This is a genomic window from Streptococcus agalactiae ATCC 13813 (assembly GCF_000186445.1).
Taxonomy (GTDB): domain Bacteria; phylum Bacillota; class Bacilli; order Lactobacillales; family Streptococcaceae; genus Streptococcus; species Streptococcus agalactiae.
The window spans coordinates 782,409-806,061 of the sequence record NZ_GL636070.1; the positions used below are offsets into that span (position 1 = coordinate 782,409).

A 23,653-nucleotide genomic window follows, 5' to 3' on the forward strand; every position below is an offset into this window, starting at 1 on the left:
TCGCTAGCAATAAAGCTAGCGATTTTTTAGCAATCACAATTGACATCGCAACAAGCTAGGTTATCAAGGTACATTTGATTTTCTTTAAAGAATTCAAGGGTATCTTCGTCTAATATAATCCCTTCTCGTTGTGCGATATGATTAATAACAGGGACAAAGCGCTGTCTGAATTTATAAATATAGCAGAAAATAGTATCTCTTTGTCGTAAGCTTGGACCAATTAAGAAACAGTTATTAACGATAGTAGATTCGTCATCTTCAGTAACTATTGGCAACTGATTTTTATCGTATTCAAATAAAGCGATTCCGTCAATGAGATGACAGGTATTTAGAAAACCTGTGGAAAGAATAGGTTTATGGAAAGACTCCGCAGTACTACCGTCATCAAAAGTAACTTGATATTGTTTTCCAATTTGTTTAATCTCAATGGCTTTCTTGCCTTCAGAGATACTATAATATTCTTTTTTGTGGTCTTGTATATGTTTTAAACGTTCTTTAGTTATGGGGGATAAAGAGATGCTTGGATCGGGATTGCTCTCTTTACGACCAAACGTATCTGTATATAATTCGACTTGATTTCCCAAATATACTAGATGTGTTAGTGCATCACAAGCACTTTCGTTTCCACCAATGATGATAAATGGATTGTCAGATTTGATATGGAAATTATCAACTTGACCATAGTGCATTCCTAGATCTGCACCTTTAATATCAATGGTATTTGGATTTTGAAATTCTCCTGTTGCCATAATAAGATAATCAGCAGAAAAATCTCCCTTTGAAGTTTTAATAACAAAAAGGCTATCTCGTTTATCAATAGATAGAACAGATGTTTCGTTTTGGATAGGGAGATTATAATGAGCAGCAACTAATTGTAAGTAGCGTGCATATTCCACTCCAGAAAGATGTTCTTTTTCAAATGAGAAAGCAGGAGAAGTATCTGGAATAACAGCGTTTAGATCTGGAAAACCAAAGCCATTGGTAGTGAAGGAAGGTGTGATAAATTGTGTTGTTCTGGGCCATCTTAAAAAAGATTCTCCAATGTGCCCTTTTTCAATGATAAGAAAATTTGTAAGTCCTAATCGTTGCATGGCAGAACCAAAACCGATTCCTGCAGCGCCTGCACCGATAATTATGGTTTGATAATGTTTCATGTCTTCTCCTTGACAAAAATAAATGTGTAAGATAAAATACTTAACCAGTTAACAATAATACAGTTTAACAAATAAAAGAGTGTTTGTAAAGAAAGGACTATTTGTGTTTTTACTATTATGTATTTTATCGATGTGGCTCATGATTTTTGGGGTTGCATTCTATTACTTTGGGTCGCTACATCAATCATTGACTTCAAGGATTATTTATCAGTTTGTACTTACTGTTTTGATAACGACAATAGCTTGGTTCATGGGTGCCTATTTTTTAGGATTTGAAGGTCATTTTAAAACTGTCTTTCAATTCCAAGAAGCAGATGGTAAACAAATTGTAAATTGTTTATTTCAACTTTGTTTCGCCCTTTACGCAGTAGTAATGCTTATTGGGTCAATTATTGATAGAGTTCAGACGAAGCGACTTTTATTAGCTGTTGTTTCTTGGCTTTTCTTGGTGTATACGCCCTTAGCTTATTTAATTTGGAATTCAGAGGGTGTTTTTGCAAAGATGGGAGTACTTGATTTTTCAGGCGGAATGGTCGTTCATTTATCTGCAGGACTTTCTTCGTATATTTTAGCTCATGTTATTGGCAAGAGTGAACATCAGCACAATAAGGTTAAAAATGATAGTCTCTTTTTAGGAATGATACTTATTACATTTGGTTGGTTTGGATTTAATATGGGTCCAGTTGGTGAGTGGAATTCACAAGCTATTATGATACTTTTAAATACTATATTTGCTATTATAGGTGGTGGTTTGGCGTGGACATTGGCTGCTAAGTGGAATGGTGAGGAAGAGAAAACAGGAAGCTTATTGAATGGCATTATTGTTGGTCTTGTGACGAGTACAGCAGGAGTTGGGTATCTCTTAACTTGGCAATTATTAGCTGTAACATTCTTTGCATCCCTCTTCACCTACTTTGTAACGGATTACGTTGCGAAAGCTTTTGCCATTGATGATGTCGTTTCCTCCTTTGGAATGAATGGTATTGGGGGATTGTTGGGAAGTTTAGGAGTTGGTCTCTTTAAATTATCACATATGCCAGTTCAACTGTTAGCATTAGCTACCACAATTCTTTTGTCAATTATAATGACCTATATCATATCTAAAGCGATTTTTAGAAAATAATAAATAAGGTTGAGATGTACATCTCAACCTTATTTATTATTTTAGCAAGGAGAGTGACTAAATCGAATTATTATCATTTTCTTACTAGACAGCAACTGTACAAGGTTCTGAAAGTTAGTTGATTATTAATGGTAGTTAGCATTTTTTAAGAATTGGAGTACTTTTAAAAGGTGATTGTTTTAATTAGTTATAGTTGTTATTAAAAATTGTCTAACAGCAGCATAGTTATCAGTGTAATTCACTGAATTTTTATTCAAAAAAACTTGACTTATGTATAAAGATGATTTATACTTGTTCCTATCATAATAAAAGGAAGATAGTTTATGTCAAAAAAAATAATATTAGGAATTTTATCTCTTTTATCTGTCGTTACTTTGGTGGCGTGTGGTTCATCAGACAAACAGCTACAAGATAAAGTTGAGAAAAAAGGGAAGTTAGTTTTAGCGGTGAGTCCAGATTATGCTCCCTTTGAGTTTAAAGCGCTTGTTAATGGGAAAGATAAAGTTGTCGGCGCAGATATTGAGTTAGCTCAAGCTATTGCTGATGAGCTTCATGTCAAACTAGAGGTATCTCCTATGAGTTTTGACAATGTTTTATCAAGTTTACAAACAGGTAAGGCTGATATGGCTATTTCTGGATTATCATATACTAAAGAGCGTGCTAAAGTCTATGATTTTTCAAAACCTTATTACACTACAGAAAATGCGGTTCTTGTTAGGAAGTCTGATTTAGGAAAATATACTTCAATCGAAAGCCTTAAAGGTAAAAAAATAGCAGTACAAAAAGGAAGTATCGAAGAGGGAGTTTCTAAGAAATCATTCAAAAATTCTCACGTCGTGTCACTGACAGCGATGGGAGAAGCGATTAGTGAGTTAAAATCCGGCAAGGTAGAAGCTGTTGATTTAGAAAAACCCGTAGCTGAAGGTTACTTGGCCCAGAATCCAGACCTTGTTCTTGCTAAGTTTGCCCTTAAAACAGGAGAAGGGGATGCTAAGGCTGTAGCTTTACCTAAAGACAGTGGAAAAATGTTGAAGACTGTTAACAAAGTGATAAAGAGACTTGAAAAAGAAGATAAATATAAAGTTTATATTTCAGATGCGGCTAAATTAACTGGCAATCAAGTTGAATAATATTAAAAAGGCTAGTCATAGGCTTTTTTGGATGTTATAATATGGCTTGACTAAGAATAATAGCATAAAGGCAGAGGAATATATGGTTCAGGGTTCAATTAATATTGAAAAATATAAAGATTTGGCGCTCCAAAAACAAGGCGAGCATCGTAAATTTTTAGCAAGTTTAAAAAAGAAAGCTCCTAAAAACTTAGATAAAATAGTCCAACAGATACATCAAGAGGTTTTTCAAGAAATTGATTGTACAGCATGTGCTAATTGTTGTAAAACTTTGGGTCCTCTATTTACAGAAGCTGATATTTCTAGGATTTCTAAACATTTCCGGATGAAGTTATCGGCTTTTGAAGATTTATTTTTAGAAGTAGATGAAGATGGAGACAAAGTATTTAAAGCGATGCCTTGTCCGTTTTTAGGCGATGATAACTTATGTAGTATATACGATGTCAGACCTAAAGCTTGTCGTGAATTTCCACATACTGATCGTAAGAAAATCTATCAAATTAATAACTTAACGATAAAAAATACTCTTACTTGTCCAGCGGCATACCTTTTTGTGGAAAAATTGAAATCACGTATAGGGAAATAATAACCCAGAGAAAGTATCATAAAAATATTGACAATCTGCTTTTATTTGGGTATCCTAGTAAATGAACGTGAAAATGTTACAATATCTTGAGGAGGTGAAACATATGTCAAAAACAGTAGTACGTAAAAACGAATCACTTGACGATGCACTTCGTCGTTTCAAACGTTCTGTGACTAAAGCTGGTACTCTTCAAGAATCACGTAAACGTGAATTCTACGAAAAACCTTCTGTAAAACGTAAACGTAAATCAGAAGCAGCTCGCAAACGTAAAAAATTCTAATTAGATAGAATATGAAAAAACAGTTCAGAATTGAGCTGTTTTTTCATATATTATAACTATAAGTTAATAAAAAAACTCGGTAATCCGAGTTTTTTGTTATTTGTTAGCGAGTAAGTCGCGGATTTCAGCAAGTAATTGCTCTTGTGTTGGTTCAACAACTTCAATAATTTCTTCTTCGGCAGGTTTCTTAGCCATAACCTTGTTAGCAGCTTTAACGATGAAGAATAAAGTAGTACCAACGATTAAGAAATTAATAACTGCACTTAAGAAATTACCGTAAGCAACACCGTTCCATGAAAGCTGTGCAATATTTGAAACGCCAGCAGCTTTTAATACAGGATTAAGGATAAGCGGTGTAATAACGTCTTTAACAAGTGAAGTGATAATAGCATTAAAAGCTGCACCTAAAATAACAGCAACAGCAAGGTCTAAAACATTACCCTTAAATAAAAATTCTTTTAGTTCTTTAATCATGTGAACAAGCTCCTTAATATTATTTAATTCACGTTCATTATAGCAGATTTCCTTTGAGAAATCCAAATAATAGGTTTCAAATTATCTGTAAATTTTTATATTAAATCAGTGAAGAAGAAATCCTTGAAAAAGCTTTTGAAAAAATTTACACAGAAAAGAAAAGATGATATAATCAAATGTAAAACTATAATGGGTTATTTCTGTGGAGGTCATGACTTGGCAATTGATAAAGAAAAAATTTCTGAAATCAAGAACAGTGTTAACATTGTTGATGTCATCGGTGAAGTTGTCGGTTTGACAAAAACAGGACGCAATCATCTTGGTTTATGCCCATTTCATAAAGAAAAAACGCCATCTTTTAATGTTATCGAAGATAGGCAGTTTTTTCATTGTTTTGGTTGTGGTCGCTCTGGTGATGTCTTTAAATTTGTGGAAGATTACCAACATATTAGTTTTTTAGATAGTGTACAAGTTCTAGCTGAACGTTCAGGAATACCTCTAGATACTAATTTTAAGGGGCAAGTTCCTAAAAAACCTAAAGCTAATCAGTCGCTTTTAGATATTCATAGAGTTGCTTCGGGATTTTACCATGCCTATTTAATGACAACTAATGATGGTGAACGCGCTAGACAATACCTTGCCGAGCGCGGAGTGACAGAGGACTTAATTAAACATTTTCAAATAGGATTATCGCCGGGAGGGCAGGATTTTCTATATCGTCGTCTGGCAAAAGAGTTTGATGAAAAAACTTTAATGTCTTCTGGTTTGTTCAATTATTCAGAAAATAGCAATCAGTTTTACGATTCATTTAATAATAGAATTATGTTTCCGTTGACTAATGATATCGGTGAAGTCATTGCGTTTTCAGGACGAGTTTGGACCCAAGAGGACATTGATAGAAAACAAGCTAAATATAAAAATTCTCGTGCTACCCCTATTTTTAATAAGTCTTACGAGCTTTACCATTTAGATAAAGCGCGTGCTGTAATTAATAAAGCACATGAAGTTTACCTAATGGAAGGCTTTATGGATGTTATTGCAGCTTATCGTGCAGGAATTGAGAATGTTGTTGCTTCTATGGGGACCGCTTTAACCAATGAACACGTTAGACATCTTAAGAGATTTACTAAGAAAGTTGTTCTGACTTATGATGGTGATAGAGCTGGTCAAAACGCAATTGACAAGTCTTTAGAACTGCTATCAGATATGACTGTTGATATCGTTAGGATACCTAATAAAATGGACCCTGATGAATTTCTACAAGCAAATTCAGCAGAAGATTTTAAACAGCTCTTAGAAAAAGGGCGCATCAGTAATACAGAGTTTTATATCCACTACTTAAAGCCTGAAAACACCGATAATTTACAATCTGAAATTGCTTATGTTGAAAAAATAGCGAAATTAATTGCTAAATCTCCATCAATAACAGCACAAAATTCATATATTACAAAAGTGGCTGAACTCTTGCCAGATTTTGATTATTTTCAAGTGGAACAATCGGTTAATAACGAACGATTGCATCATAGAAGTCAACAACAAGCTTCATCTTCAGTACAAACAAGTGCTACAGTGCAATTACCACAGACAGGTAAGTTATCAGCTATCACTAAAACAGAAATGCAATTGTTTCATCGATTATTGAATCATCCCTACCTGTTAAATGAATTCCGTAATAGGGATAATTTTTATTTTGATACAACAGAAATACAGGTTTTATATGAGTTGCTAAAAGAAAGTGGTGAGATCACGTCTTATGATTTATCACAAGAAAGTGACAAAGTTAATCGTACTTATTATATGATTTTAGAGGAACAATTACCTGTAGAAATATCTATTGGAGAGATTGAAGCCGTCGAAAAGGCACGTGACCGTTTATTGAAAGAACGTGATTTAAGAAAACAAAGCCAGTTAATTAGACAATCTAGTAATCAAGGTGATCAAGAAGGAGCCTTGGCTGCATTAGAAAATTTAATTGCTCAAAAAAGAAATATGGAATGAGGAACCTATGGCAGAGAAAAAAGGAAATACAACTTTTAATGTTCAAGTTGCGGATTTTATTCGCAATCATAAAAAACAAGGTACTGCAATTGATGATGAGGTAACAGAAAAACTTGTTATTCCTTTTGTTTTAGATGCAGATCAAATTGATGATTTGTTAGAACGATTGACAGACGGTGGCATTTCAATCACAGATAAAGAAGGCAATCCTTCAACAAAGTATGTGGTAGAAGGGCCAAAACCTGAAGAATTGACTGATGAAGAGCTCATAGGAAGTAATTCTGCTAAAGTCAATGACCCAGTACGTATGTACTTGAAGGAAATTGGTGTTGTTCCTCTTTTAACGAATGAAGAAGAAAAAGAATTGGCTGTTGCGGTTGCTGAGGGAGATTTAATGGCTAAACAACGTTTAGCTGAAGCAAACCTTCGTCTTGTTGTCTCAATTGCAAAACGTTATGTTGGACGTGGAATGCAATTTCTTGATTTAATTCAAGAGGGTAACATGGGGCTCATGAAAGCTGTTGATAAATTTGATTATTCAAAGGGATTCAAATTTTCAACTTATGCAACATGGTGGATTCGTCAAGCTATAACACGTGCAATTGCAGATCAAGCACGTACGATTCGTATTCCTGTTCATATGGTTGAAACGATTAATAAATTGGTCCGTGAACAACGTAATCTTCTTCAAGAACTTGGTCAAGATCCAACTCCTGAGCAAATCGCAGAACGCATGGATATGACACCAGATAAAGTACGTGAAATCCTAAAAATTGCTCAAGAGCCGGTATCGCTAGAAACGCCAATCGGTGAGGAAGATGATAGCCATTTGGGTGATTTCATTGAAGACGAAGTTATTGAAAATCCAGTAGATTATACTACACGTGTTGTTCTTCGTGAGCAATTAGATGAGGTTTTAGATACTCTTACTGACCGTGAAGAGAATGTTCTTCGTTTACGCTTTGGTCTTGACGATGGTAAAATGCGTACGTTAGAGGACGTAGGTAAAGTATTTAATGTTACTCGTGAGCGCATTCGTCAGATTGAAGCTAAAGCCCTTAGAAAACTTCGCCATCCTAGTCGTAGCAAGCAACTTAAAGATTTCATGGAAGATTGATTGCTTCTCGATAATCGTTTTTAGAATAGGAAGTTTAGTTTCTAATAAAAATGATTTGCAAAGGAGTTATCTTAAAGACGGTATTAATATTTTCAGAGAGGTATTATAATGTCAGAAGTAAAGCAATATAGCGAAGAAGAAGTTGGAAAAATAAAAGATCGTATCCTAGAAGCTTTGGAGATGGTTATCGATCCTGAATTGGGAATAGATATTGTTAACCTTGGGTTAATTTATGAGATTCGCTTTGAAGATAACGGTCAAACTGAAATTGATATGACTTTAACGACTATGGGATGCCCGTTAGCAGATTTATTGACAGATCAAATTCATGATGTTATGAAAACAGTCCCAGAGGTAACTGAAACCGAGGTGAAATTGGTATGGTACCCAGCCTGGTCTGTTGATAAGATGAGTCGTTATGCTCGTATCGCTTTGGGAATTCGTTCATAAGATAAAGAGTAAAGGGATGAAATATTCCCTTTTTTAGTGTACAATAAACGAAGAATTAAAAGTTAAACTTATTTTTAAAGGAGCAAGGAATGATTTTAATTACAGGGGCAAACGGGCAATTAGGTAGTGAATTACGTCACCTTTTAGACGAACGAACTCAAGAGTATGTTGCTGTTGATGTAGCTGAAATGGATATTACAAATGCCGAGATGGTGGACAAAGTCTTTGAAGAGGTGAAGCCATCTTTAGTTTACCATTGTGCAGCTTACACAGCTGTTGATGCGGCAGAAGATGAAGGAAAAGAGCTAGACTTTGCAATCAATGTCACTGGTACAGAGAATGTCGCTAAGGCTGCTGCTAAACATGATGCAACACTTGTTTACATTTCGACGGACTACGTGTTTGATGGTGAAAAACCAGTGGGGCAAGAATGGGAAGTAGATGATCTGCCTGATCCCAAAACAGAGTACGGTCGTACAAAACGTATGGGTGAAGAGTTAGTTGAAAAATATACTTCAAAATTCTATACCATTCGCACAGCGTGGGTATTTGGTAACTATGGTAAAAACTTTGTCTTTACGATGCAAAACCTTGCAAAAACACACAAAACTCTAACTGTTGTTAACGACCAACATGGACGACCAACATGGACACGTACTTTGGCTGAGTTTATGACTTATTTAGCTGAAAATCAAAAAGATTTTGGTTACTATCATTTATCAAATGATGCTAAGGAAGATACAACATGGTATGATTTTGCGGTTGAAATCTTAAAAGACACAGATGTGGAGGTTAAGCCTGTTGATTCTAGTCAATTCCCAGCAAAAGCAAAACGTCCTTTAAATTCAACTATGAGTTTGGAAAAAGCGAAAGCAACAGGATTTGTGATTCCTACTTGGCAAGATGCTTTAAAAGAGTTCTACAAGCAGGAAGTTAAAAAATAAGATCAAAACAAAGAGTAGTAAGGCTAGAGAATCCTTTTAGCTTACTGCTCTTTTTAGCTAACTTTTCTAATTTATGGTATAATTGTATGGATTGTTTAGCTAGAATGGAGAAGATGATGCAAGATGTTTTCATTATAGGAAGTAGAGGGTTGCCAGCTCGTTACGGTGGTTTTGAAACTTTTGTTTCAGAATTGATTAATCATCAAAAAAGTTACGACATAAAATACCATGTTGCATGCCTTAGTGATAAAGAACATCATACTCATTTTAACTTTGCTGACGCTGATTGTTTTACTATAAATCCTCCCCAATTAGGGCCAGCACGCGTGATTGCTTATGATATTATGGCCATTAATTATGCCCTTGACTTGGTTAAGACACATGATTTAAAAGAGCCTATTTTTTATATTTTAGGAAATACAATTGGTGCATTTATTTGGCATTTTGCCAATAAAATACATAAAGTCGGTGGCTTATTGTATGTTAATCCGGATGGTTTAGAGTGGAAGCGATCAAAGTGGTCTCGTCCCATACAGCGTTATTTAAAATACGCCGAAAAATGTATGACTAAAAATGCAGACCTAATTATTTCTGATAATATTGGTATTGAAAATTACATTCAAACTACCTACTCTAATGTGAAGACAAGGTTCATTGCTTACGGTACAGAGATTAATTCTAGGAAATTATCATCAGATGATCCACGTGTCAAACAGTTGTTTAAAAAATGGAATATTAAGTCTAAGGGTTACTATCTAATCGTTGGTCGATTTGTCCCTGAAAACAATTATGAAACGGCTATTAGGGAGTTCATGGCTTCAGATACTAAGCGTGATTTAGTTATTATCTGTAACCATCAAAATAACCCCTACTTTGAAAAGTTGTCCTTAAAGACAAACCTTCAACAAGATAAAAGAGTTAAGTTTGTAGGTACGCTCTATGAAAAAGATCTGCTGGATTATGTTCGTCAACAAGCCTTTGCTTATATTCATGGGCATGAAGTTGGCGGTACTAATCCAGGACTGCTTGAGGCTTTAGCTAATACTGATTTGAATCTTGTTCTAGATGTTGATTTCAACAAATCAGTAGCAGGTCTCTCAAGTTTTTACTGGACTAAAAAAGAGGGGGATTTAGCTAAGCTTATTAACGATAGTGATCAACAACAGGATTTATCTACTTACGGTGATCGAGCAAAAGCCATTATTCAAGAAAACTATACTTGGAAAAAAATTGTTGAAGAATATGAGGATTTGTTTTTAAATGAAAGTTAATATTTTAATGGCCACCTACAATGGAGAGAAGTTTCTGGCGCAGCAAATCGAAAGTATCCAAAAGCAAACCTTTAAAGAGTGGAACCTCCTAATCAGAGATGATGGTTCAAGTGACAAGACATGTGATATTATTAGAAACTTTACTGCTAAAGATTCTCGAATTCGTTTCATTAATGAAAATGAGCACCATAATTTAGGAGTTATTAAATCATTTTTTACGCTAGTTAATTACGAAGTTGCAGATTTCTATTTTTTTAGTGATCAAGATGATGTATGGTTGCCAGAAAAGTTATCTGTAAGTTTAGAGGCAGCAAAGCATAAAGCATCTGATGTACCATTACTTGTTTATACTGATTTGAAAGTTGTTAATCAAGAATTAAATATTTTACAAGACAGCATGATTCGGGCTCAATCGCACCATGCCAATACGACATTATTACCAGAACTAACTGAGAATACTGTTACTGGTGGGACTATGATGATAAATCATGCATTAGCTGAGAAGTGGTTTACTCCTAATGATATCTTAATGCATGATTGGTTTTTAGCACTCTTAGCAGCAAGTTTAGGAGAAATCATTTATTTGGATTTACCAACTCAACTATACCGTCAACATGACAATAATGTTTTGGGGGCGAGGACAATGGATAAGAGGTTTAAGATACTTCGTGAAGGTCCTAAATCTATATTTACAAGGTATTGGAAACTTATCCATGACTCACAAAAGCAAGCTTCCTTAATTGTTGATAAGTATGGTGATATTATGACGGCTAATGATCTTGAGCTCATTAAATGTTTTATAAAAATTGACAAACAGCCTTTTATGACAAGATTAAGGTGGTTATGGAAATATGGTTATAGCAAAAATCAATTTAAGCATCAAGTTGTGTTTAAATGGTTGATTGCAACAAATTATTACAATAAGAGATAAGATGATGAAAAAAATTTTACTAGTGATACCTGCTTATAATGAAGAAGGTAGTGTTGCAAAGACAGTCCAGACTATTGTAGATTTTAAGGCGTCTCGCTCGCTACCTTTTGAGCTGGATTATATTGTTATTAACGATGGGTCAACCGATGGTACTCCAGAGTTATTAGATAGATTGGGTTTAAATCATATTGACCTTGTTCAAAATCTAGGTATTGGTGGCTGTGTGCAGACAGGATACTTATACGCTAATCGTAATCATTACGATGTTGCCGTTCAATTTGATGGTGATGGGCAACATGATATTAGAAGCATTGAAGATGTTGTTATGCCAATCTTAAATGACGAAGCAGATTTTGTTATTGGTTCTCGCTTTGTTGATAAAAAACATCAAAATTTTCAATCGACAGCAATGAGGCGTCTTGGCATAAATTTAATATCTGCTGCTATAAAATTAACGACGGGACACAAAGTCTATGATACAACAAGTGGTTATAGGGCAGCTAACGCGGCGCTAATAGCTTATTTATCGTGTCATTATCCAGTACAATACCCAGAGCCTGAATCAACTGCTCGGATTTTGAAAAAAGGCTATCGTTTGAAGGAAGTCACAGCTAATATGTTTGAACGTGAGGCAGGTACTTCAAGTATAAGTTCCCTAAAATCGATTTTTTATATGACGGATGTTTTAACATCAATTATTATTGCAGGGTTTATTAAGGAGGATGATAAATGAGTTTAGCATTGCAAATTGAAATGTTTATTTTAGCCATTGTCCTACTTTATATGATTATAAGAATGGTTAATAAAAACACATTTTCCGTTAAACGTTCTTTACCTTGGCTATTAGTTGGTTTAATTCTAGTCTTTATTAGTGTATTTCCTGGGGTGGTCTCATTTATCGCTCATCACCTTGGATTCGCTTTAACGATGAATTTCTTGTTATTTGGTGCTATTTTATTTCTGTTTTGTTTAGAATTATTTGATACTAGTAGCAATACCAAAAGAGATGAGCAAATTAAACGCCTGATTCAAGAGGTTTCTTTGTTGAAAAAAGAGATAGAGGATAGCACTTTAGATGAGTAAAAAACATATTTTTATTTGTCTGTTTTTCATGCTTTTTTTAGTAGGTTGCCAAAATAATAAAAAAGTAAAAACAGATAAAAAAGTAGATATTACAGCCTATTATTATCATAATAATACCCCGCAATACAGTGTTCAGATTAATGCTATTCATTTACAAACAGCATTGGATAAAGTGAGGACGGGGGAGTTTGAGAGCAAAGACTTTACACACTATACTTTTGATAGTATCAAGCGGAAGTACCAAGTTAGTGGTAAAAAAGTCCTTATGGATAATAACTATAGATTTGGTTCTGGTATAAAAAATACTAGACAGGATGCTATTGCTATTGTAAGGTTACTGCTTGAAAAGAATAAAGATTATTTAATTTACATGAATGGCTTAGAAGAGCCAAGTGTTTTATATAATCCAGAAAATAAACGTTATAAGTTCACAAATAACAAAGGAAAAGCAATTGGTAATATTCCAGTTGGTTTAACTGCTTTTGAAAACAGCGCAGAAACTCAAGAATATGTGTTGAAAAATATTCAGAAAAACGAAACGATTTATCTTGGTAATACCCGAGTAGATAATCCTCGAGTAACTGTTAATAACAAAAAAAGAGATACTATAGGAGTTGAATACGGTAAACGTGTTACTTATAGGATTCCAATTTATTCAAAGCAGCTGACTGTCAGAGTTAGCCCTAATTTTGTAGTAGATAGTACTAATTACAATTACCGACTTTCTCAAGCGCCTATTATTGCGGAAGAAGGTAAAGAGGGACGTTTGTATCCAATAGATAGCAGTATTAGTGTCGATGGTGATAAAATTGTTTTAAATAGTAGTGGTGATGAAACAGAGCAAAAAGAATTATTACAAAATAGCCTGTATAAGCTTCACTCTATTGATAAGTTAGACTTTGATTTGACAAATGCTGATATTAAAGAGTTAGAGATTACAGGACATGTTGCTTCAAAAAGAGATTATAATTTGTCTGTTGCTCAGGAAAAGAAAGGCGTCATAGAGACTAAACGGAGTCTAATTTCTGTTGATAATCAAAAACAAGATCAAGGGATTTTTGTCGAGGATTCTAAAGGCTATATAAAGACACCTAGTTTGAGCAGTTATGGTATAAATTTTGCCATGTATGACGACAATCAAAATAGATTATTGCAAGGTTCAGAGTATATTTTAGGAAGATTGAATGCAGATAAAAAAGTATCTCTATACCAACCTAATGGCTCTTGGATAAATACTCAAAAAACGATTAAGAGTTTAAACAAAGAATATCTTAACCAAAATGCTTACCATATTAGAGGAAATAACATTATAGGTATTGATGGCTATTCAAATGATATAGATTTGAATCCTAGGTTATGGGCTTATAACTATAAAAAACAAGTGAAAAGTAACCAATCATTATTTAAATTACGAGGTTTGTCTAATAAGTATAAGTATTTCTTAATACAGACAAAATCTCCTAAAGGCTACTTACAAAGCAATAAACCATTTTATTTTACAGTAAATAAAGATAGTGTTTCTAAAGCACAATTTGGTAACTATAATATAAATGGTTATATAATGGACATGCAGTACAACAAACAAGAATACAATGCACTTGCAAACACTCCAAAAGGTCAAAAAACAAAGAAAACTTTCAAACCCATGACCCTAGTGATTCTTTTTGCGGTAGCTTTATTTATTTTCTATATTACAGCTATAAGATTTGTATTTAAAAGAATGTGAGTTAACTGTTAGACAGAGGTAATTATGAAAGAAATGACGGTCTCAGAAATAAGAGAAGTTCAACTTGAAATGTTAGCTTATATTGATAAAGTTGCGCGTGATAATAAAATTGAATATTCTTTAGGCGGAGGCAGCCTACTGGGAGCAATGAGACATAAAGGATTCATTCCATGGGATGACGATATTGATTTGATGCTAGAAAGAAGCCAGTATGAGCGTTTGATGAAAGCATTAGCTGATGCTAATAATAGCGATTTTAAATTGCTACATCATTCTGTTGAAAAAAATCTATGGCCATTTGCCAAGCTGTATCACACAAAGTCAATGTACTTAAGTAAAACAGATAGAATTCATCCTTGGACAGGGATTTTTATTGATATCTTCCCACTTGACCGATTACCAGAGAGTGCAGAAGAACGTCAAAGATTCTTTAAAAAAGTTCACTCTGCTGCTGCAAATTTGATGTGTACGACTTACCCCAATTTTGCTAGCGGTTCCCGAAAGCTTTATGCAAATGCAAGGCTAATTTTGGGGCTACCCCGATTCATCGCTTATCACGGCCAAGCTAAAAAACGTGCTGAAATTGTTGATCAAGTGATGGAAACATATAATAATCAAGAGGTTCCTTACATGGGTTATACCGATTCAAGATATCGCTTGAAAGAATATTTTCCAAGAGAAATTTTTTCTGAGTATGAAGATGTTATGTTTGAAAACATTAAAACCCGAAAAATTAAAAATGAGCATGCTTATCTGAATCAATTATATGGGGGTAGTTATATGGAATTACCTCCAGAAAGTAAGAGAGAAAGTCATAGTTATTACACTTGGTACTGGAAAGAAGGTTAATGATGAATATTGGAGTTATTTTTGCAGGTGGTGTTGGTCGTCGCATGAATACCAAAGGTAAACCAAAGCAATTCCTAGAAGTGCATGGTAAACCCATTATTGTACACACAATTGATATTTTCCAAAATACAGAAGCTATTGATGCTGTAGTAGTTGTCTGTGTATCAGACTGGCTAGATTATATGAATAATCTGGTAGAGCGTTTCAACCTTACGAAAGTAAAAGCAGTTGTTGCAGGTGGAGAAACTGGCCAAATGTCAATTTTTAAGGGGCTTGAAGCCGCTGAACAGCTGGCTACAGATGATGCCGTTGTTTTAATTCATGACGGAGTACGTCCATTGATTAATGAAGAAGTTATTAATGCTAATATACAGTCAGTAAAAGAAACAGGAAGTGCGGTAACTTCAGTTCGTGCTAAAGAGACAGTTGTTCTAGTCAATGATTCTTCTAAAATATCTGAAGTTGTTGATCGTACTCGTTCCTTCATTGCTAAAGCGCCACAAAGTTTTTATCTATCAGATATCCTTTCTGTTGAACGTGATGCCATTAGCAAAGGGATTACTGATGCAATTGATTCTAGTACTTTGATGGGTATGTACAATCGTGAACTCACTATTGTTGAGGGACCATATGAAAACATCAAGATAACAACACCAGATGATTTTTATATGTTTAAAGCTTTGTATGATGCTAGAGAAAATGAACAAATTTATGGGATGTAATGATGATTAAATTTAGTAATAAAATTGTACAAGAAGATTTAGCACTTATTAGTGACCAAAATTATATTAATTGGGAAAGACTTGCTAATAAAGCCGTTTTAATAAGTGGTTCTAATAGTATGTTAGCGAGTTATATGGTATTTTTACTAGCCTATCTCAATGAGACAAGAAATTACCAAACGCAAATTATTGCGACAGCAAGAAACATTGAAAAAGCCCGTGATAAATTTTCAGATTTAGTTGGGAAAGATTATTTCACCTTAATTCCTTATGATGTAGAAGAACGCCTAGAGTATGACGGAAAAGTAGATTACATTATCCATGCAGCAAGCAATGCTAGTCCAACTGCTATTTTAAGTAATCCTGTTAGTATCATAAAAGCTAATACAATTGGTACATTGAATTTATTAGACTTTGCAAAGGAAAAAACAATTGAAAACTTCTTGTTCTTATCAACGCGTGAAGTATATGGAACATCTATTAAAGAAGTGATTGATGAAGAAGCTTATGGTGGATTTGATATTTTAGCTACTAGAGCTTGTTACCCAGAAAGCAAACGTATGGCTGAAACTCTACTGCAAAGTTACTATGATCAATATAAGGTACCCTTTACTATTGCTCGTATTGCACATTCATTTGGTCCTGGTATGGAGCTTGGTAACGATGGTCGCATTATGAATGATCTTTTATCGAATGTCATTGATGGCAAAGATATCGTTTTAAAAAGTAGTGGTACAGCAGAGCGTGCTTTCTGTTATTTAGCAGATGCTGTATCAGGGTTATTTACTATTTTATTAAATGGTGAAGTTGGTCAAGCTTACAATGTAGCAAATGAAGATCAACCCATTATGATTAAGGATTTGGCACAAAAGTTAGTTGATCTCTTTTCTGATAAAAATATTTCAGTAGTATTCGATATTCCTAAAACTATGAGTGCAGGTTATAGCAAAATGGGGAGAACACGTCTCACTATGGCCAAATTAGAAGCGTTGGGATGGAAGCGAGAAGTTTCTCTTGAATCTGGAATATTAAAAACAGTACAAGCATTTGAGGAGTAATATGGTAAAGACAGCAGTTTTAATGGCGACATACAATGGCGAAAAATTTATATCTGAACAACTTGATTCAATTCGCCAACAGACATTAAAACCAGATTATGTATTATTGAGGGATGATTGTTCAACGGATGAAACAGTCAATGTCGTCAATAACTATATCGCAAAACATGGGTTAGAAGGCTGGAAAATTGTTAAAAACGACAAAAACTTAGGTTGGCGTTTAAATTTTCGTCAATTACTTATTGATGTGTTAGCCTATGAGGTTGACTATGTCTTTTTTAGTGATCAAGATGATATTTGGTATCTTGATAAAAACGAACGCCAGTTTGCCATTATGTCAGATAACCCTCAAATTGAGGTTTTGAGTGCAGACGTTGATATCAAAACGATGTCTACAGAAGCCAGTGTTCCATATTTTCTAACTTTTTCTTCTAGTGATAGAATCAGTCAGTATCCTAAAGTATATGATTATCAAACATTCCGTCCCGGATGGACCATTGCTATGAAGAGAGATTTTGCGCAAGCTATCGCTGATAATTGGACTTTTGGAGCTAATATTTCGCACGATAATCTTATCGAGACAACTGCCAGTATTATTGGAAATGGTTATAACCTTAACGAAAGCGTAGGAGTTCATATTCGATATGGAGGGAACGCAAGTGGTAATAGCAAATTTGTTTTGAATTGGAAGTCGCCTAAAACACAACATATCACAGGATTAAAAACATTTGTTGATTTTTACGAAACCATGCAGAAGGTTGTCAACAAATATCAAGATGATGTCGCTTTAAATCAACGCTTAGCCTTTGAAAAAGAAAGATTGGAAGCTTCTAAATTGTCATTAATTCATAATAGTGCTTTTGTGATTAAAAATTGGCGACTCTATAACTCTAATAGTGGACGTATGAGAGATTTATTATTTGCGTTTAAAAAGTAAGGAATAATATGGTAAAAACAGCAGTTTTGATGGCAACATATAATGGTCAAGGTTTCATCCACGATCAGCTAGATTCAATTAGAAATCAAACGTTGAGACCAGACTATGTCTTAATGAGGGACGATGGCTCTACTGATGATACTGTAAAGGTGGTTGAAGACTATATAAAAGAGCACCGTTTAGATGGTTGGTCAATAACTAGTAATGATAAAAATTTAGGTTGGCGTTTAAATTTTCGTCAATTACTTATTGATGTGTTAGCCTATGAGGTTGACTATGTCTTTTTTAGTGATCAAGATGACACATGGTATCATCATAAAAATAAGATGCAAGTTGATATTATGGAAGAACGCCAAGATATAAACCTTCTTAGCGCCGATATTGATATCAAAAAGTTATCAGAAGAGGCTACTATTCCCAATAATTTTAAGTTCAATGGTGAGGAAACAATTTCTAAGTATCCATTAGACTTTTCATATCATAACTATCGTCAAGGTTGGACTTTTTGTTTACGCAAGTCGTTTGTTGATCAAGTAATGACTTTTTACAGTGATAATTTAATTTTGTCACATGATAATCTTTTTGCAGGGGTATCTGGTGTCATTGGTTCAGGTTACAATTTAAACAGAAGTGTTGGTGAACATAAGCGACATGCTGAGAATGCAAGTGGGAATATCTTGAATATGAGCTCAAGTTACGAAAGGCATTTACAAGAACTGTATTTTGTTTTGAGTTACTATATCATCCTTGTACCATTTTTAGAAAAAAGTAGCTCTAGTCAATTAAGGGAAGCTAAAGCTTATCTGGATTTTAATCAGCAACGTTATAAAAATGCTCAAAATAAAGATTTTGTAGCAATACTTAAACAAATGATGACTAAAAAACGGTTCTATGATAGCTTTTCAAATCGCATTCGTGACTTGGTGTTTTTATTAAAAGATATAAAAAGGAGTTAATATGAACCTCAAAAAAGTTCGTCTATTTGAAAAGTTTTTTCTAGACAAGAACTTGCATAAAACATATTTTATATTAGGCTTAACGATTACTATTGTATTGAGCCTATTAATGCCATTTTTCAATGAACCTGATGGACAATACCATTTAGCTGTGTCTGGTCGTATTTCAAATAACATTATTGATACTTCTTACTATGGAGAATATAATATTGATTCAGGTATGAGACGACAATCGACCTCCTATAGAGATGGTACTAGATTTGAAAAATACTATTTAAATAAAGCCAATTTTGTTGATGGTAATCATTTGCCTCGTGAGATAAACTATTCTAAACATAACTTTGTTTTTTGGGGTCATCTTGTGCCAGCAGTTGGCTTATTTTTAGGCAAATTTGTGTATCCTTCTATAGGGGTAATGATTACAGTAGCAAGGTTATTTAGTTCCTTTGTCTCAATCACCTTGGTTGCCCTCATTATCCGGTATGTGAAAAAAGGAAAGTTAATCTACTTTGCTATTTTCCTCAGTCCCGTAGTTCTAAATTCATTTGCTAGTCTATCTTATGACTCGACTGGATACATTGTATTTGGAGCATTTTTATCGCTTTTGATAAATCTTTTAGTTGATAAATCGTTGACTAAAAATCGTAGCATTGCTCTTATAGGATTGATTCTTTTAGTCATTGTTGCATGTAAGCAGAATTACTGGCTGTTTTTATTGCTAGTAATACCGGTATTATTGCAGGTTAACAACCCTAAATTAATGGGCTATAATCAGAAGCTATCACATTTATTTCAAGGTCTTAAATCTAAAAAGCTATTTTGGCTATGTCTAACCTTTTTGTCACTTGCTATAGTTTATGTTCTGACCGCAAGACATGGTGGTGTCCTTGCTGTTTTAAGACGTTATGTAATGACATTTGGCTATAATTATGCTGGTATCAATATTTTAAGTAATGACATTACTTCCTGGCTTGCCTCTCCATATCCAAGTCAGAATTTTATTCCCACTTGGGTATCATCAGTATGGTATCTCATGGTCTTTCTAGTATGGTTTTCTGAGGAAAAATTTGTTAAGTCAAAAAATATGGGATTTCTTTTCTTAGCTAGTTTCTTTGTGGGAATTCTTGGTGTCTTTTTTATCATGTTAGAATATCGTGGAGCGCCAACAAGCTACATTGAAGGAGTTCAAGGACGTTACTTTACTGTTACATTGCTTTTGGTACAAGTTTTTGCATCAAGTATTCCAGCGCGTCTAAATGAGGCAGGAAGAAAAGTGGTGCCGTATGCGTTAACTGGCTTGGTAATTGTATCAAATGCCTTATTATTATTTGATACTGTTATTAGTTTAATTATGAGGAGAAACTAATGAAACTTTTGAAAAATATGTTTTATAATACCTCATACCAGTTATTGACTTTGTTGTTACCTTTAGTAACAGTTCCTTATGTTTCCCGTGTACTATCTCCACAAGGTATCGGTATTAATGCCTATACGAGCTCCATTGTCATGTACTTTACTTTATTTGGTGCTTTAGGGATATCTTTGTACGGTAATCGTGAGATAGCTTTTGTGCAGTCAAATAAGTATAAGAGAAGTAAGATATTTTGGGAATTAGTTGTATTAAAACTTGCCTCTGTATCTATAGCAACGTTATTATTCTTTGGATTTGTCTTACTTACAAACGAATGGCAATTATTCTATTTAATTCAAGGTATTAATTTATTAGCGACTGCAACTGATATTTCGTGGTATTTTATTGGAGTTGAAGACTTTAAGATAATTGTCATTCGTAATACCATTGTTAAGCTTATTACAGTTGTTTTGACCTTCTTAGTTGTGAAGACGCCAGATGACCTAGCACTTTATATGTTTTTAATTGCATTTGCATCATTACTCGGAAATTTAACAGTCTGGCATCATTTAAAGCATGAAATCATCAAGATACCATTTAGTAGATTAGATGTCTTAGTACATCTAAGACCAACTTTAATGTTATTTTTACCCCAAATCACTATGCAGATTTATCTCTCTCTTAACAAGAGTATGCTGGGAGCAATGGATAGTGTGGTCAGTGCTGGATATTTTGATCAATCTGATAAAATTATTCGTATTTTATTTACCATTGTTTCAGCAATCGGAGGAGTTTTCTTGCCAAGGCTCTCCAGTCTATTTTCTGCAGGAAAAGAAAAGCAAGCTAAGGCTTTACTTTTGAAACTTGTTGATTTAAGCAATGCTATCTCAATGTTAATGATTGCGGGAGTGGTAGGAGTTTCGTCGACATTTGCTGTCTTCTTTTTTGGGAAAGGGTATGAAGCTGTCGGGCCGCTAATGGCTGTTGAGTCTTTGATGATCATTTGCATTTCTTATGGTAACGCTTTAGGGACACAGTATCTACTGGCTTCAAGACGTACAAAAGCTTACACAATGTCTGCAGTTATTGGACTTGTGGCAAATGTTGTGCTTAATATACTTTTAATACCAATTTTAGGTGCTATGGGAGCTATTATCTCTACAGTTATTACTGAATTCATTGTCTCCCTATATCAAGCTATCTCTTTAAGAGATGTATTTACTTTTAAAGAATTAACAAGAGGAATGCTGCGCTATTTAATTGCTGCTACTCTTAGTGGAGCTGTACTCTATTATATCAATACTCAAATGTCAGTATCATTGGTAAATTATGTCATTCAAAGTTTAGTAGCAGTAACTATCTATGTCGGTATCGTTTTTATAACCAAAGCACCAGTCATTCAGTTATTTAGAGATTTTAGAAAAGAGCATAGAACATGAAATATTTAGCGGGTATTGTCACCTTTAACCCCAATATTGAACGCTTAGATCAGAACATTCGAGCAATTTATCCTCAAGTAAGCCACATCTATATCGTAGATAATGGCTCGAAAAATAAGGAAGAAATTTCTCAATTAGTAGCCGATTATAATGAAGAGGGGCACCTAACTGTTGATTATTTAACAGAAAATAAAGGGATTGCATATGCTTTGAACTGTATCGGTCAATTTGCAGTAGCACAAGAATTTGATTGGTTCTTGACTTTAGATCAAGATTCGGTTGTCCTAGGTGATTTGATAGATAATTATGAAAATTACCTTCATTTACCTAAGGTCGGTATGTTATCTTGTTTGTATCAAGATATGAACCGTGAAGATTTAGTTATGCAAGAATTTGACTATAAAGAAATTGAAGAGTGTATTACTTCGGCTGCTTTAATGAAAACGAGCGTTTTCGAAGAAACATCTGGCTTTGCAGAAGAGATGTTTATTGATTTTGTTGACTCTGAAATGAATTATCGTCTGTCAGAGATGGGATATAAGACTTATCAGGTTAATTTTATTGGTCTGTTACACGAAATTGGACACTCTTCACGAGTTAAAAAATTTGGCCATGTTTTTCATGTATTGAATCATTCACCATTTCGAAAATATTACATGATACGCAATGCGATTTATATTATAAAAAAATATGGTAAGAAGAAGCGGCACAAATATTTAGTATTTATGCGAAATGAATTTGTTCGAGTGTTGGTAGCAGAAGAGCAAAAGAGCAAAAAATTAGTTGCTATGATTAAAGGCTTAAAAGATGGCTTATTGATGAAAGTGGATAAATATGGAAAATAAGGTAAAAACAGTTGCTGTTTTCTCAGGATATTATCTACCCTTCCTCGGAGGTATTGAACGTTATACAGATAAAATGACAGCAGATTTGGTTAAGCGTGGCTACCGTGTTGTTATTGTAACAACTAATCATGGTGATTTACCGATTATAGATGAAGACAATGGTAGAAAAATTTACCGTTTACCGACCAAAAATATTGTCAAGCAGCGCTATCCTATTATTAACAAAAATCGAGAATACAACACGCTGATGAAATATGTTTCAGATGAAAATATTGATTTTGTGATTTGTAATACACGTTTTCAGTTAACAACGCTAGAAGGGCTATCTTTTGCAAAGAAGCACCGTTTACCTAGTATTGTTTTAGACCATGGGTCAAGTCATTTTTCTGTCAATAATCGTTTTTTAGATTTCTTTGGAGCTATCTATGAACATCTTCTCACAGCGCGTGTTAAGCACTATCGTCCAGATTTTTATGCGGTATCCAAGAGAAGCGTTGAATGGTTAAAACATTTTAATATAGAAGCTAAAGGAGTTATTTATAATTCGGTATCTGAAAGTCTAGGCTCTGATTTTGCTGGTACGGCTTACCTTGAAAAATCTGCTGATGATATTTTCATCACTTATGCTGGTAGAATTATTAAAGAAAAAGGCATTGAATTGCTCTTAGAAGCATTTTCGATGTCACAGTACTCTGAAAATGTTTATTTACAGATTGCAGGAGACGGACCTGAATTAGCACATTTGAAAGAGAAATATCAGTCCAAACAGATTAACTTTTTGGGGAAATTAAACTTTGAACAGACTATGTCTTTAATGGCACAGACAGATATCTTTGTTTACCCATCAATGTATCCAGAGGGATTACCAACCTCTATTTTAGAAGCTGGTCTACTTTCGAGTGCTATTATTGCAACAGATCGCGGTGGAACAGTTGAAGTTATTGATAGCCCTGAGTTAGGAATCATCATGGAAGAAAATACTCAGTCACTCCATGAATCTCTTGATTTATTAGTAAAAGATAAGGCATTAAGAGAGAAATTACAACAGAATATTGCTAAAAGAATTAAAGAACATTTCACCTGGGAAAAAACAGTTGAAAAGTTGGATTATATTATTCAAAAAGAACTTAATCTGTAATAGATTGTGTCACTAAATTGATGCTATTGTCCTATTGATTCTTTTGTTTTAAATAATAAAAAAAGCCATATATCAATTTGATATATGGCTC

Annotated in this window: 24 protein-coding genes; 22 read left to right on the forward strand and 2 right to left on the reverse strand. The window is 34.1% G+C overall.

Translation table 11 applies throughout. From position 1 onward, the window contains the following. Positions 1-26 precede the first annotated feature (26 nt). A complete protein-coding gene (locus tag HMPREF9171_RS109330; protein WP_000683740.1) occupies positions 27-1,154 on the reverse strand; it encodes an NAD(P)/FAD-dependent oxidoreductase in 1,128 nt (375 codons plus the stop codon). A gap of 103 nt (positions 1,155-1,257) precedes the next feature. Here HMPREF9171_RS109330 and HMPREF9171_RS109325 point away from each other — a divergent pair, with 103 nt between their 5' ends. The 4 genes from HMPREF9171_RS109325 to rpsU all read left to right on the forward strand — a co-directional run bounded on the left by HMPREF9171_RS109325 (position 1,258) and on the right by rpsU (position 4,273). Next, positions 1,258-2,277, forward strand: a complete 1,020-nt coding sequence (locus HMPREF9171_RS109325) for an ammonium transporter family protein (protein WP_017643647.1) — start codon at positions 1,258-1,260, stop codon at positions 2,275-2,277. A gap of 323 nt (positions 2,278-2,600) precedes the next feature. Continuing rightward, positions 2,601-3,407 (forward strand): transporter substrate-binding domain-containing protein, encoded by an 807-nt coding sequence (locus tag HMPREF9171_RS109320; RefSeq protein ID WP_000037656.1) that lies wholly within the window; start codon positions 2,601-2,603, stop codon positions 3,405-3,407. 82 nt (positions 3,408-3,489) lie between these two features. Further along, a complete protein-coding gene (locus HMPREF9171_RS109315) occupies positions 3,490-3,993 on the forward strand; it encodes a YkgJ family cysteine cluster protein (protein ID WP_000249815.1) in 504 nt (167 codons plus the stop codon). Positions 3,994-4,096: 103 nt separating this feature from the next. Beyond that, positions 4,097-4,273, forward strand: coding sequence for a 30S ribosomal protein S21 (rpsU, locus tag HMPREF9171_RS109310; RefSeq protein WP_000048058.1), 177 nt, complete (start codon positions 4,097-4,099; stop codon positions 4,271-4,273). Positions 4,274-4,369: 96 nt separating this feature from the next. Here the strand turns inward: rpsU and mscL are convergent, their stop codons facing one another. Continuing rightward, positions 4,370-4,747, reverse strand: a complete 378-nt coding sequence (mscL, locus tag HMPREF9171_RS109305) for a large conductance mechanosensitive channel protein MscL (RefSeq protein WP_000588846.1) — start codon at positions 4,745-4,747, stop codon at positions 4,370-4,372. Between the two features lie 189 nt (positions 4,748-4,936). Here mscL and dnaG point away from each other — a divergent pair, with 189 nt between their 5' ends. The 18 genes from dnaG to HMPREF9171_RS109215 all read left to right on the forward strand — a co-directional run bounded on the left by dnaG (position 4,937) and on the right by HMPREF9171_RS109215 (position 23,562). Further along, on the forward strand, positions 4,937-6,745 hold the full coding sequence (gene dnaG / locus HMPREF9171_RS109300; RefSeq protein ID WP_001873178.1) for a DNA primase: 1,809 nt from the start codon (positions 4,937-4,939) through the stop codon (positions 6,743-6,745). Positions 6,746-6,752: 7 nt separating this feature from the next. After that, positions 6,753-7,862 (forward strand): RNA polymerase sigma factor RpoD, encoded by a 1,110-nt coding sequence (gene rpoD, locus HMPREF9171_RS109295; protein ID WP_000818341.1) that lies wholly within the window; start codon positions 6,753-6,755, stop codon positions 7,860-7,862. 108 nt (positions 7,863-7,970) lie between these two features. After that, positions 7,971-8,312, forward strand: a complete 342-nt coding sequence (locus HMPREF9171_RS109290) for a metal-sulfur cluster assembly factor (protein ID WP_000005639.1) — start codon at positions 7,971-7,973, stop codon at positions 8,310-8,312. A gap of 89 nt (positions 8,313-8,401) precedes the next feature. After that, the gene (rfbD, locus tag HMPREF9171_RS109285; protein WP_000600896.1) at positions 8,402-9,256 is read left to right on the forward strand and encodes a dTDP-4-dehydrorhamnose reductase; all 855 of its coding nucleotides are present in this window, start codon (positions 8,402-8,404) and stop codon (positions 9,254-9,256) included. Between the two features lie 116 nt (positions 9,257-9,372). Beyond that, on the forward strand, positions 9,373-10,527 hold the full coding sequence (cps2T, locus tag HMPREF9171_RS109280) for a beta 1-4 rhamnosyltransferase Cps2T (protein ID WP_001154393.1): 1,155 nt from the start codon (positions 9,373-9,375) through the stop codon (positions 10,525-10,527). After that, the gene (locus HMPREF9171_RS109275; protein WP_000867340.1) at positions 10,517-11,458 is read left to right on the forward strand and encodes a glycosyltransferase family 2 protein; all 942 of its coding nucleotides are present in this window, start codon (positions 10,517-10,519) and stop codon (positions 11,456-11,458) included. Before cps2T ends, HMPREF9171_RS109275 begins: the two co-directional genes overlap by 11 nt. A gap of 1 nt (position 11,459) precedes the next feature. Continuing rightward, positions 11,460-12,191: a glycosyltransferase family 2 protein gene (locus tag HMPREF9171_RS109270; protein WP_000976130.1), complete on the forward strand. Its 732-nt coding sequence runs from the start codon at positions 11,460-11,462 to the stop codon at positions 12,189-12,191. After that, entirely contained in the window at positions 12,188-12,541 is a 354-nt protein-coding gene (locus HMPREF9171_RS109265; RefSeq protein ID WP_000050394.1) for a DUF2304 domain-containing protein, read from the forward strand. Before HMPREF9171_RS109270 ends, HMPREF9171_RS109265 begins: the two co-directional genes overlap by 4 nt. Further along, complete coding sequence (locus HMPREF9171_RS109260; protein ID WP_000037465.1) at positions 12,534-14,267, forward strand: SpaA isopeptide-forming pilin-related protein; 1,734 nt, start codon at positions 12,534-12,536, stop codon at positions 14,265-14,267. Before HMPREF9171_RS109265 ends, HMPREF9171_RS109260 begins: the two co-directional genes overlap by 8 nt. Positions 14,268-14,291: 24 nt before the next feature. Further along, complete coding sequence (locus HMPREF9171_RS109255; RefSeq protein ID WP_000661823.1) at positions 14,292-15,116, forward strand: LicD family protein; 825 nt, start codon at positions 14,292-14,294, stop codon at positions 15,114-15,116. Next, on the forward strand, positions 15,116-15,838 hold the full coding sequence (locus tag HMPREF9171_RS109250) for an IspD/TarI family cytidylyltransferase (protein WP_000981011.1): 723 nt from the start codon (positions 15,116-15,118) through the stop codon (positions 15,836-15,838). The genes HMPREF9171_RS109255 and HMPREF9171_RS109250 overlap by 1 nt, the downstream gene beginning before the upstream one ends. Beyond that, complete coding sequence (locus HMPREF9171_RS109245) at positions 15,838-16,896, forward strand: NAD-dependent epimerase/dehydratase family protein (RefSeq protein WP_000972787.1); 1,059 nt, start codon at positions 15,838-15,840, stop codon at positions 16,894-16,896. Before HMPREF9171_RS109250 ends, HMPREF9171_RS109245 begins: the two co-directional genes overlap by 1 nt. A 1-nt stretch (position 16,897) precedes the next feature. Further along, positions 16,898-17,833: a glycosyltransferase family 2 protein gene (locus HMPREF9171_RS109240; protein WP_000241102.1), complete on the forward strand. Its 936-nt coding sequence runs from the start codon at positions 16,898-16,900 to the stop codon at positions 17,831-17,833. A gap of 8 nt (positions 17,834-17,841) precedes the next feature. Next, positions 17,842-18,789 carry a glycosyltransferase gene (locus HMPREF9171_RS109235; RefSeq protein ID WP_000241104.1) on the forward strand — a complete coding sequence of 316 codons (948 nt, stop codon included), beginning with the start codon at positions 17,842-17,844 and terminating at the stop codon, positions 18,787-18,789. Position 18,790: 1 nt separating this feature from the next. Further along, complete coding sequence (locus HMPREF9171_RS109230) at positions 18,791-20,155, forward strand: DUF2142 domain-containing protein (RefSeq protein WP_001049702.1); 1,365 nt, start codon at positions 18,791-18,793, stop codon at positions 20,153-20,155. Then, positions 20,155-21,579 carry an oligosaccharide flippase family protein gene (locus HMPREF9171_RS109225; protein WP_000771255.1) on the forward strand — a complete coding sequence of 475 codons (1,425 nt, stop codon included), beginning with the start codon at positions 20,155-20,157 and terminating at the stop codon, positions 21,577-21,579. The genes HMPREF9171_RS109230 and HMPREF9171_RS109225 overlap by 1 nt, the downstream gene beginning before the upstream one ends. Beyond that, positions 21,576-22,424, forward strand: coding sequence for a glycosyltransferase (locus tag HMPREF9171_RS109220; protein ID WP_000875979.1), 849 nt, complete (start codon positions 21,576-21,578; stop codon positions 22,422-22,424). Before HMPREF9171_RS109225 ends, HMPREF9171_RS109220 begins: the two co-directional genes overlap by 4 nt. Next, positions 22,414-23,562: a glycosyltransferase family 4 protein gene (locus tag HMPREF9171_RS109215; RefSeq protein WP_000428971.1), complete on the forward strand. Its 1,149-nt coding sequence runs from the start codon at positions 22,414-22,416 to the stop codon at positions 23,560-23,562. The genes HMPREF9171_RS109220 and HMPREF9171_RS109215 overlap by 11 nt, the downstream gene beginning before the upstream one ends. The last annotated feature ends 91 nt before the right edge of the window (positions 23,563-23,653 follow it).

Coding starts and splice junctions, on each gene's coding strand:
- HMPREF9171_RS109330 (WP_000683740.1), bottom strand. CDS start 1,154: ATGAAACATTATCAAACCATAATTATCGGTGCAGGCGCTGCAGGAATC.
- HMPREF9171_RS109320 (WP_000037656.1), top strand. CDS start 2,601: ATGTCAAAAAAAATAATATTAGGAATTTTATCTCTTTTATCTGTCGTT.
- HMPREF9171_RS109315 (WP_000249815.1), top strand. CDS start 3,490: ATGGTTCAGGGTTCAATTAATATTGAAAAATATAAAGATTTGGCGCTC.
- rpsU (WP_000048058.1), top strand. CDS start 4,097: ATGTCAAAAACAGTAGTACGTAAAAACGAATCACTTGACGATGCACTT.
- mscL (WP_000588846.1), bottom strand. CDS start 4,747: ATGATTAAAGAACTAAAAGAATTTTTATTTAAGGGTAATGTTTTAGAC.
- dnaG (WP_001873178.1), top strand. CDS start 4,937: ATGGGTTATTTCTGTGGAGGTCATGACTTGGCAATTGATAAAGAAAAA.
- rpoD (WP_000818341.1), top strand. CDS start 6,753: ATGGCAGAGAAAAAAGGAAATACAACTTTTAATGTTCAAGTTGCGGAT.
- HMPREF9171_RS109290 (WP_000005639.1), top strand. CDS start 7,971: ATGTCAGAAGTAAAGCAATATAGCGAAGAAGAAGTTGGAAAAATAAAA.
- rfbD (WP_000600896.1), top strand. CDS start 8,402: ATGATTTTAATTACAGGGGCAAACGGGCAATTAGGTAGTGAATTACGT.
- cps2T (WP_001154393.1), top strand. CDS start 9,373: ATGCAAGATGTTTTCATTATAGGAAGTAGAGGGTTGCCAGCTCGTTAC.
- HMPREF9171_RS109275 (WP_000867340.1), top strand. CDS start 10,517: ATGAAAGTTAATATTTTAATGGCCACCTACAATGGAGAGAAGTTTCTG.
- HMPREF9171_RS109270 (WP_000976130.1), top strand. CDS start 11,460: ATGATGAAAAAAATTTTACTAGTGATACCTGCTTATAATGAAGAAGGT.
- HMPREF9171_RS109265 (WP_000050394.1), top strand. CDS start 12,188: ATGAGTTTAGCATTGCAAATTGAAATGTTTATTTTAGCCATTGTCCTA.
- HMPREF9171_RS109260 (WP_000037465.1), top strand. CDS start 12,534: ATGAGTAAAAAACATATTTTTATTTGTCTGTTTTTCATGCTTTTTTTA.
- HMPREF9171_RS109255 (WP_000661823.1), top strand. CDS start 14,292: ATGAAAGAAATGACGGTCTCAGAAATAAGAGAAGTTCAACTTGAAATG.
- HMPREF9171_RS109250 (WP_000981011.1), top strand. CDS start 15,116: ATGATGAATATTGGAGTTATTTTTGCAGGTGGTGTTGGTCGTCGCATG.
- HMPREF9171_RS109245 (WP_000972787.1), top strand. CDS start 15,838: ATGATGATTAAATTTAGTAATAAAATTGTACAAGAAGATTTAGCACTT.
- HMPREF9171_RS109240 (WP_000241102.1), top strand. CDS start 16,898: ATGGTAAAGACAGCAGTTTTAATGGCGACATACAATGGCGAAAAATTT.
- HMPREF9171_RS109235 (WP_000241104.1), top strand. CDS start 17,842: ATGGTAAAAACAGCAGTTTTGATGGCAACATATAATGGTCAAGGTTTC.
- HMPREF9171_RS109230 (WP_001049702.1), top strand. CDS start 18,791: ATGAACCTCAAAAAAGTTCGTCTATTTGAAAAGTTTTTTCTAGACAAG.
- HMPREF9171_RS109225 (WP_000771255.1), top strand. CDS start 20,155: ATGAAACTTTTGAAAAATATGTTTTATAATACCTCATACCAGTTATTG.
- HMPREF9171_RS109220 (WP_000875979.1), top strand. CDS start 21,576: ATGAAATATTTAGCGGGTATTGTCACCTTTAACCCCAATATTGAACGC.
- HMPREF9171_RS109215 (WP_000428971.1), top strand. CDS start 22,414: ATGGAAAATAAGGTAAAAACAGTTGCTGTTTTCTCAGGATATTATCTA.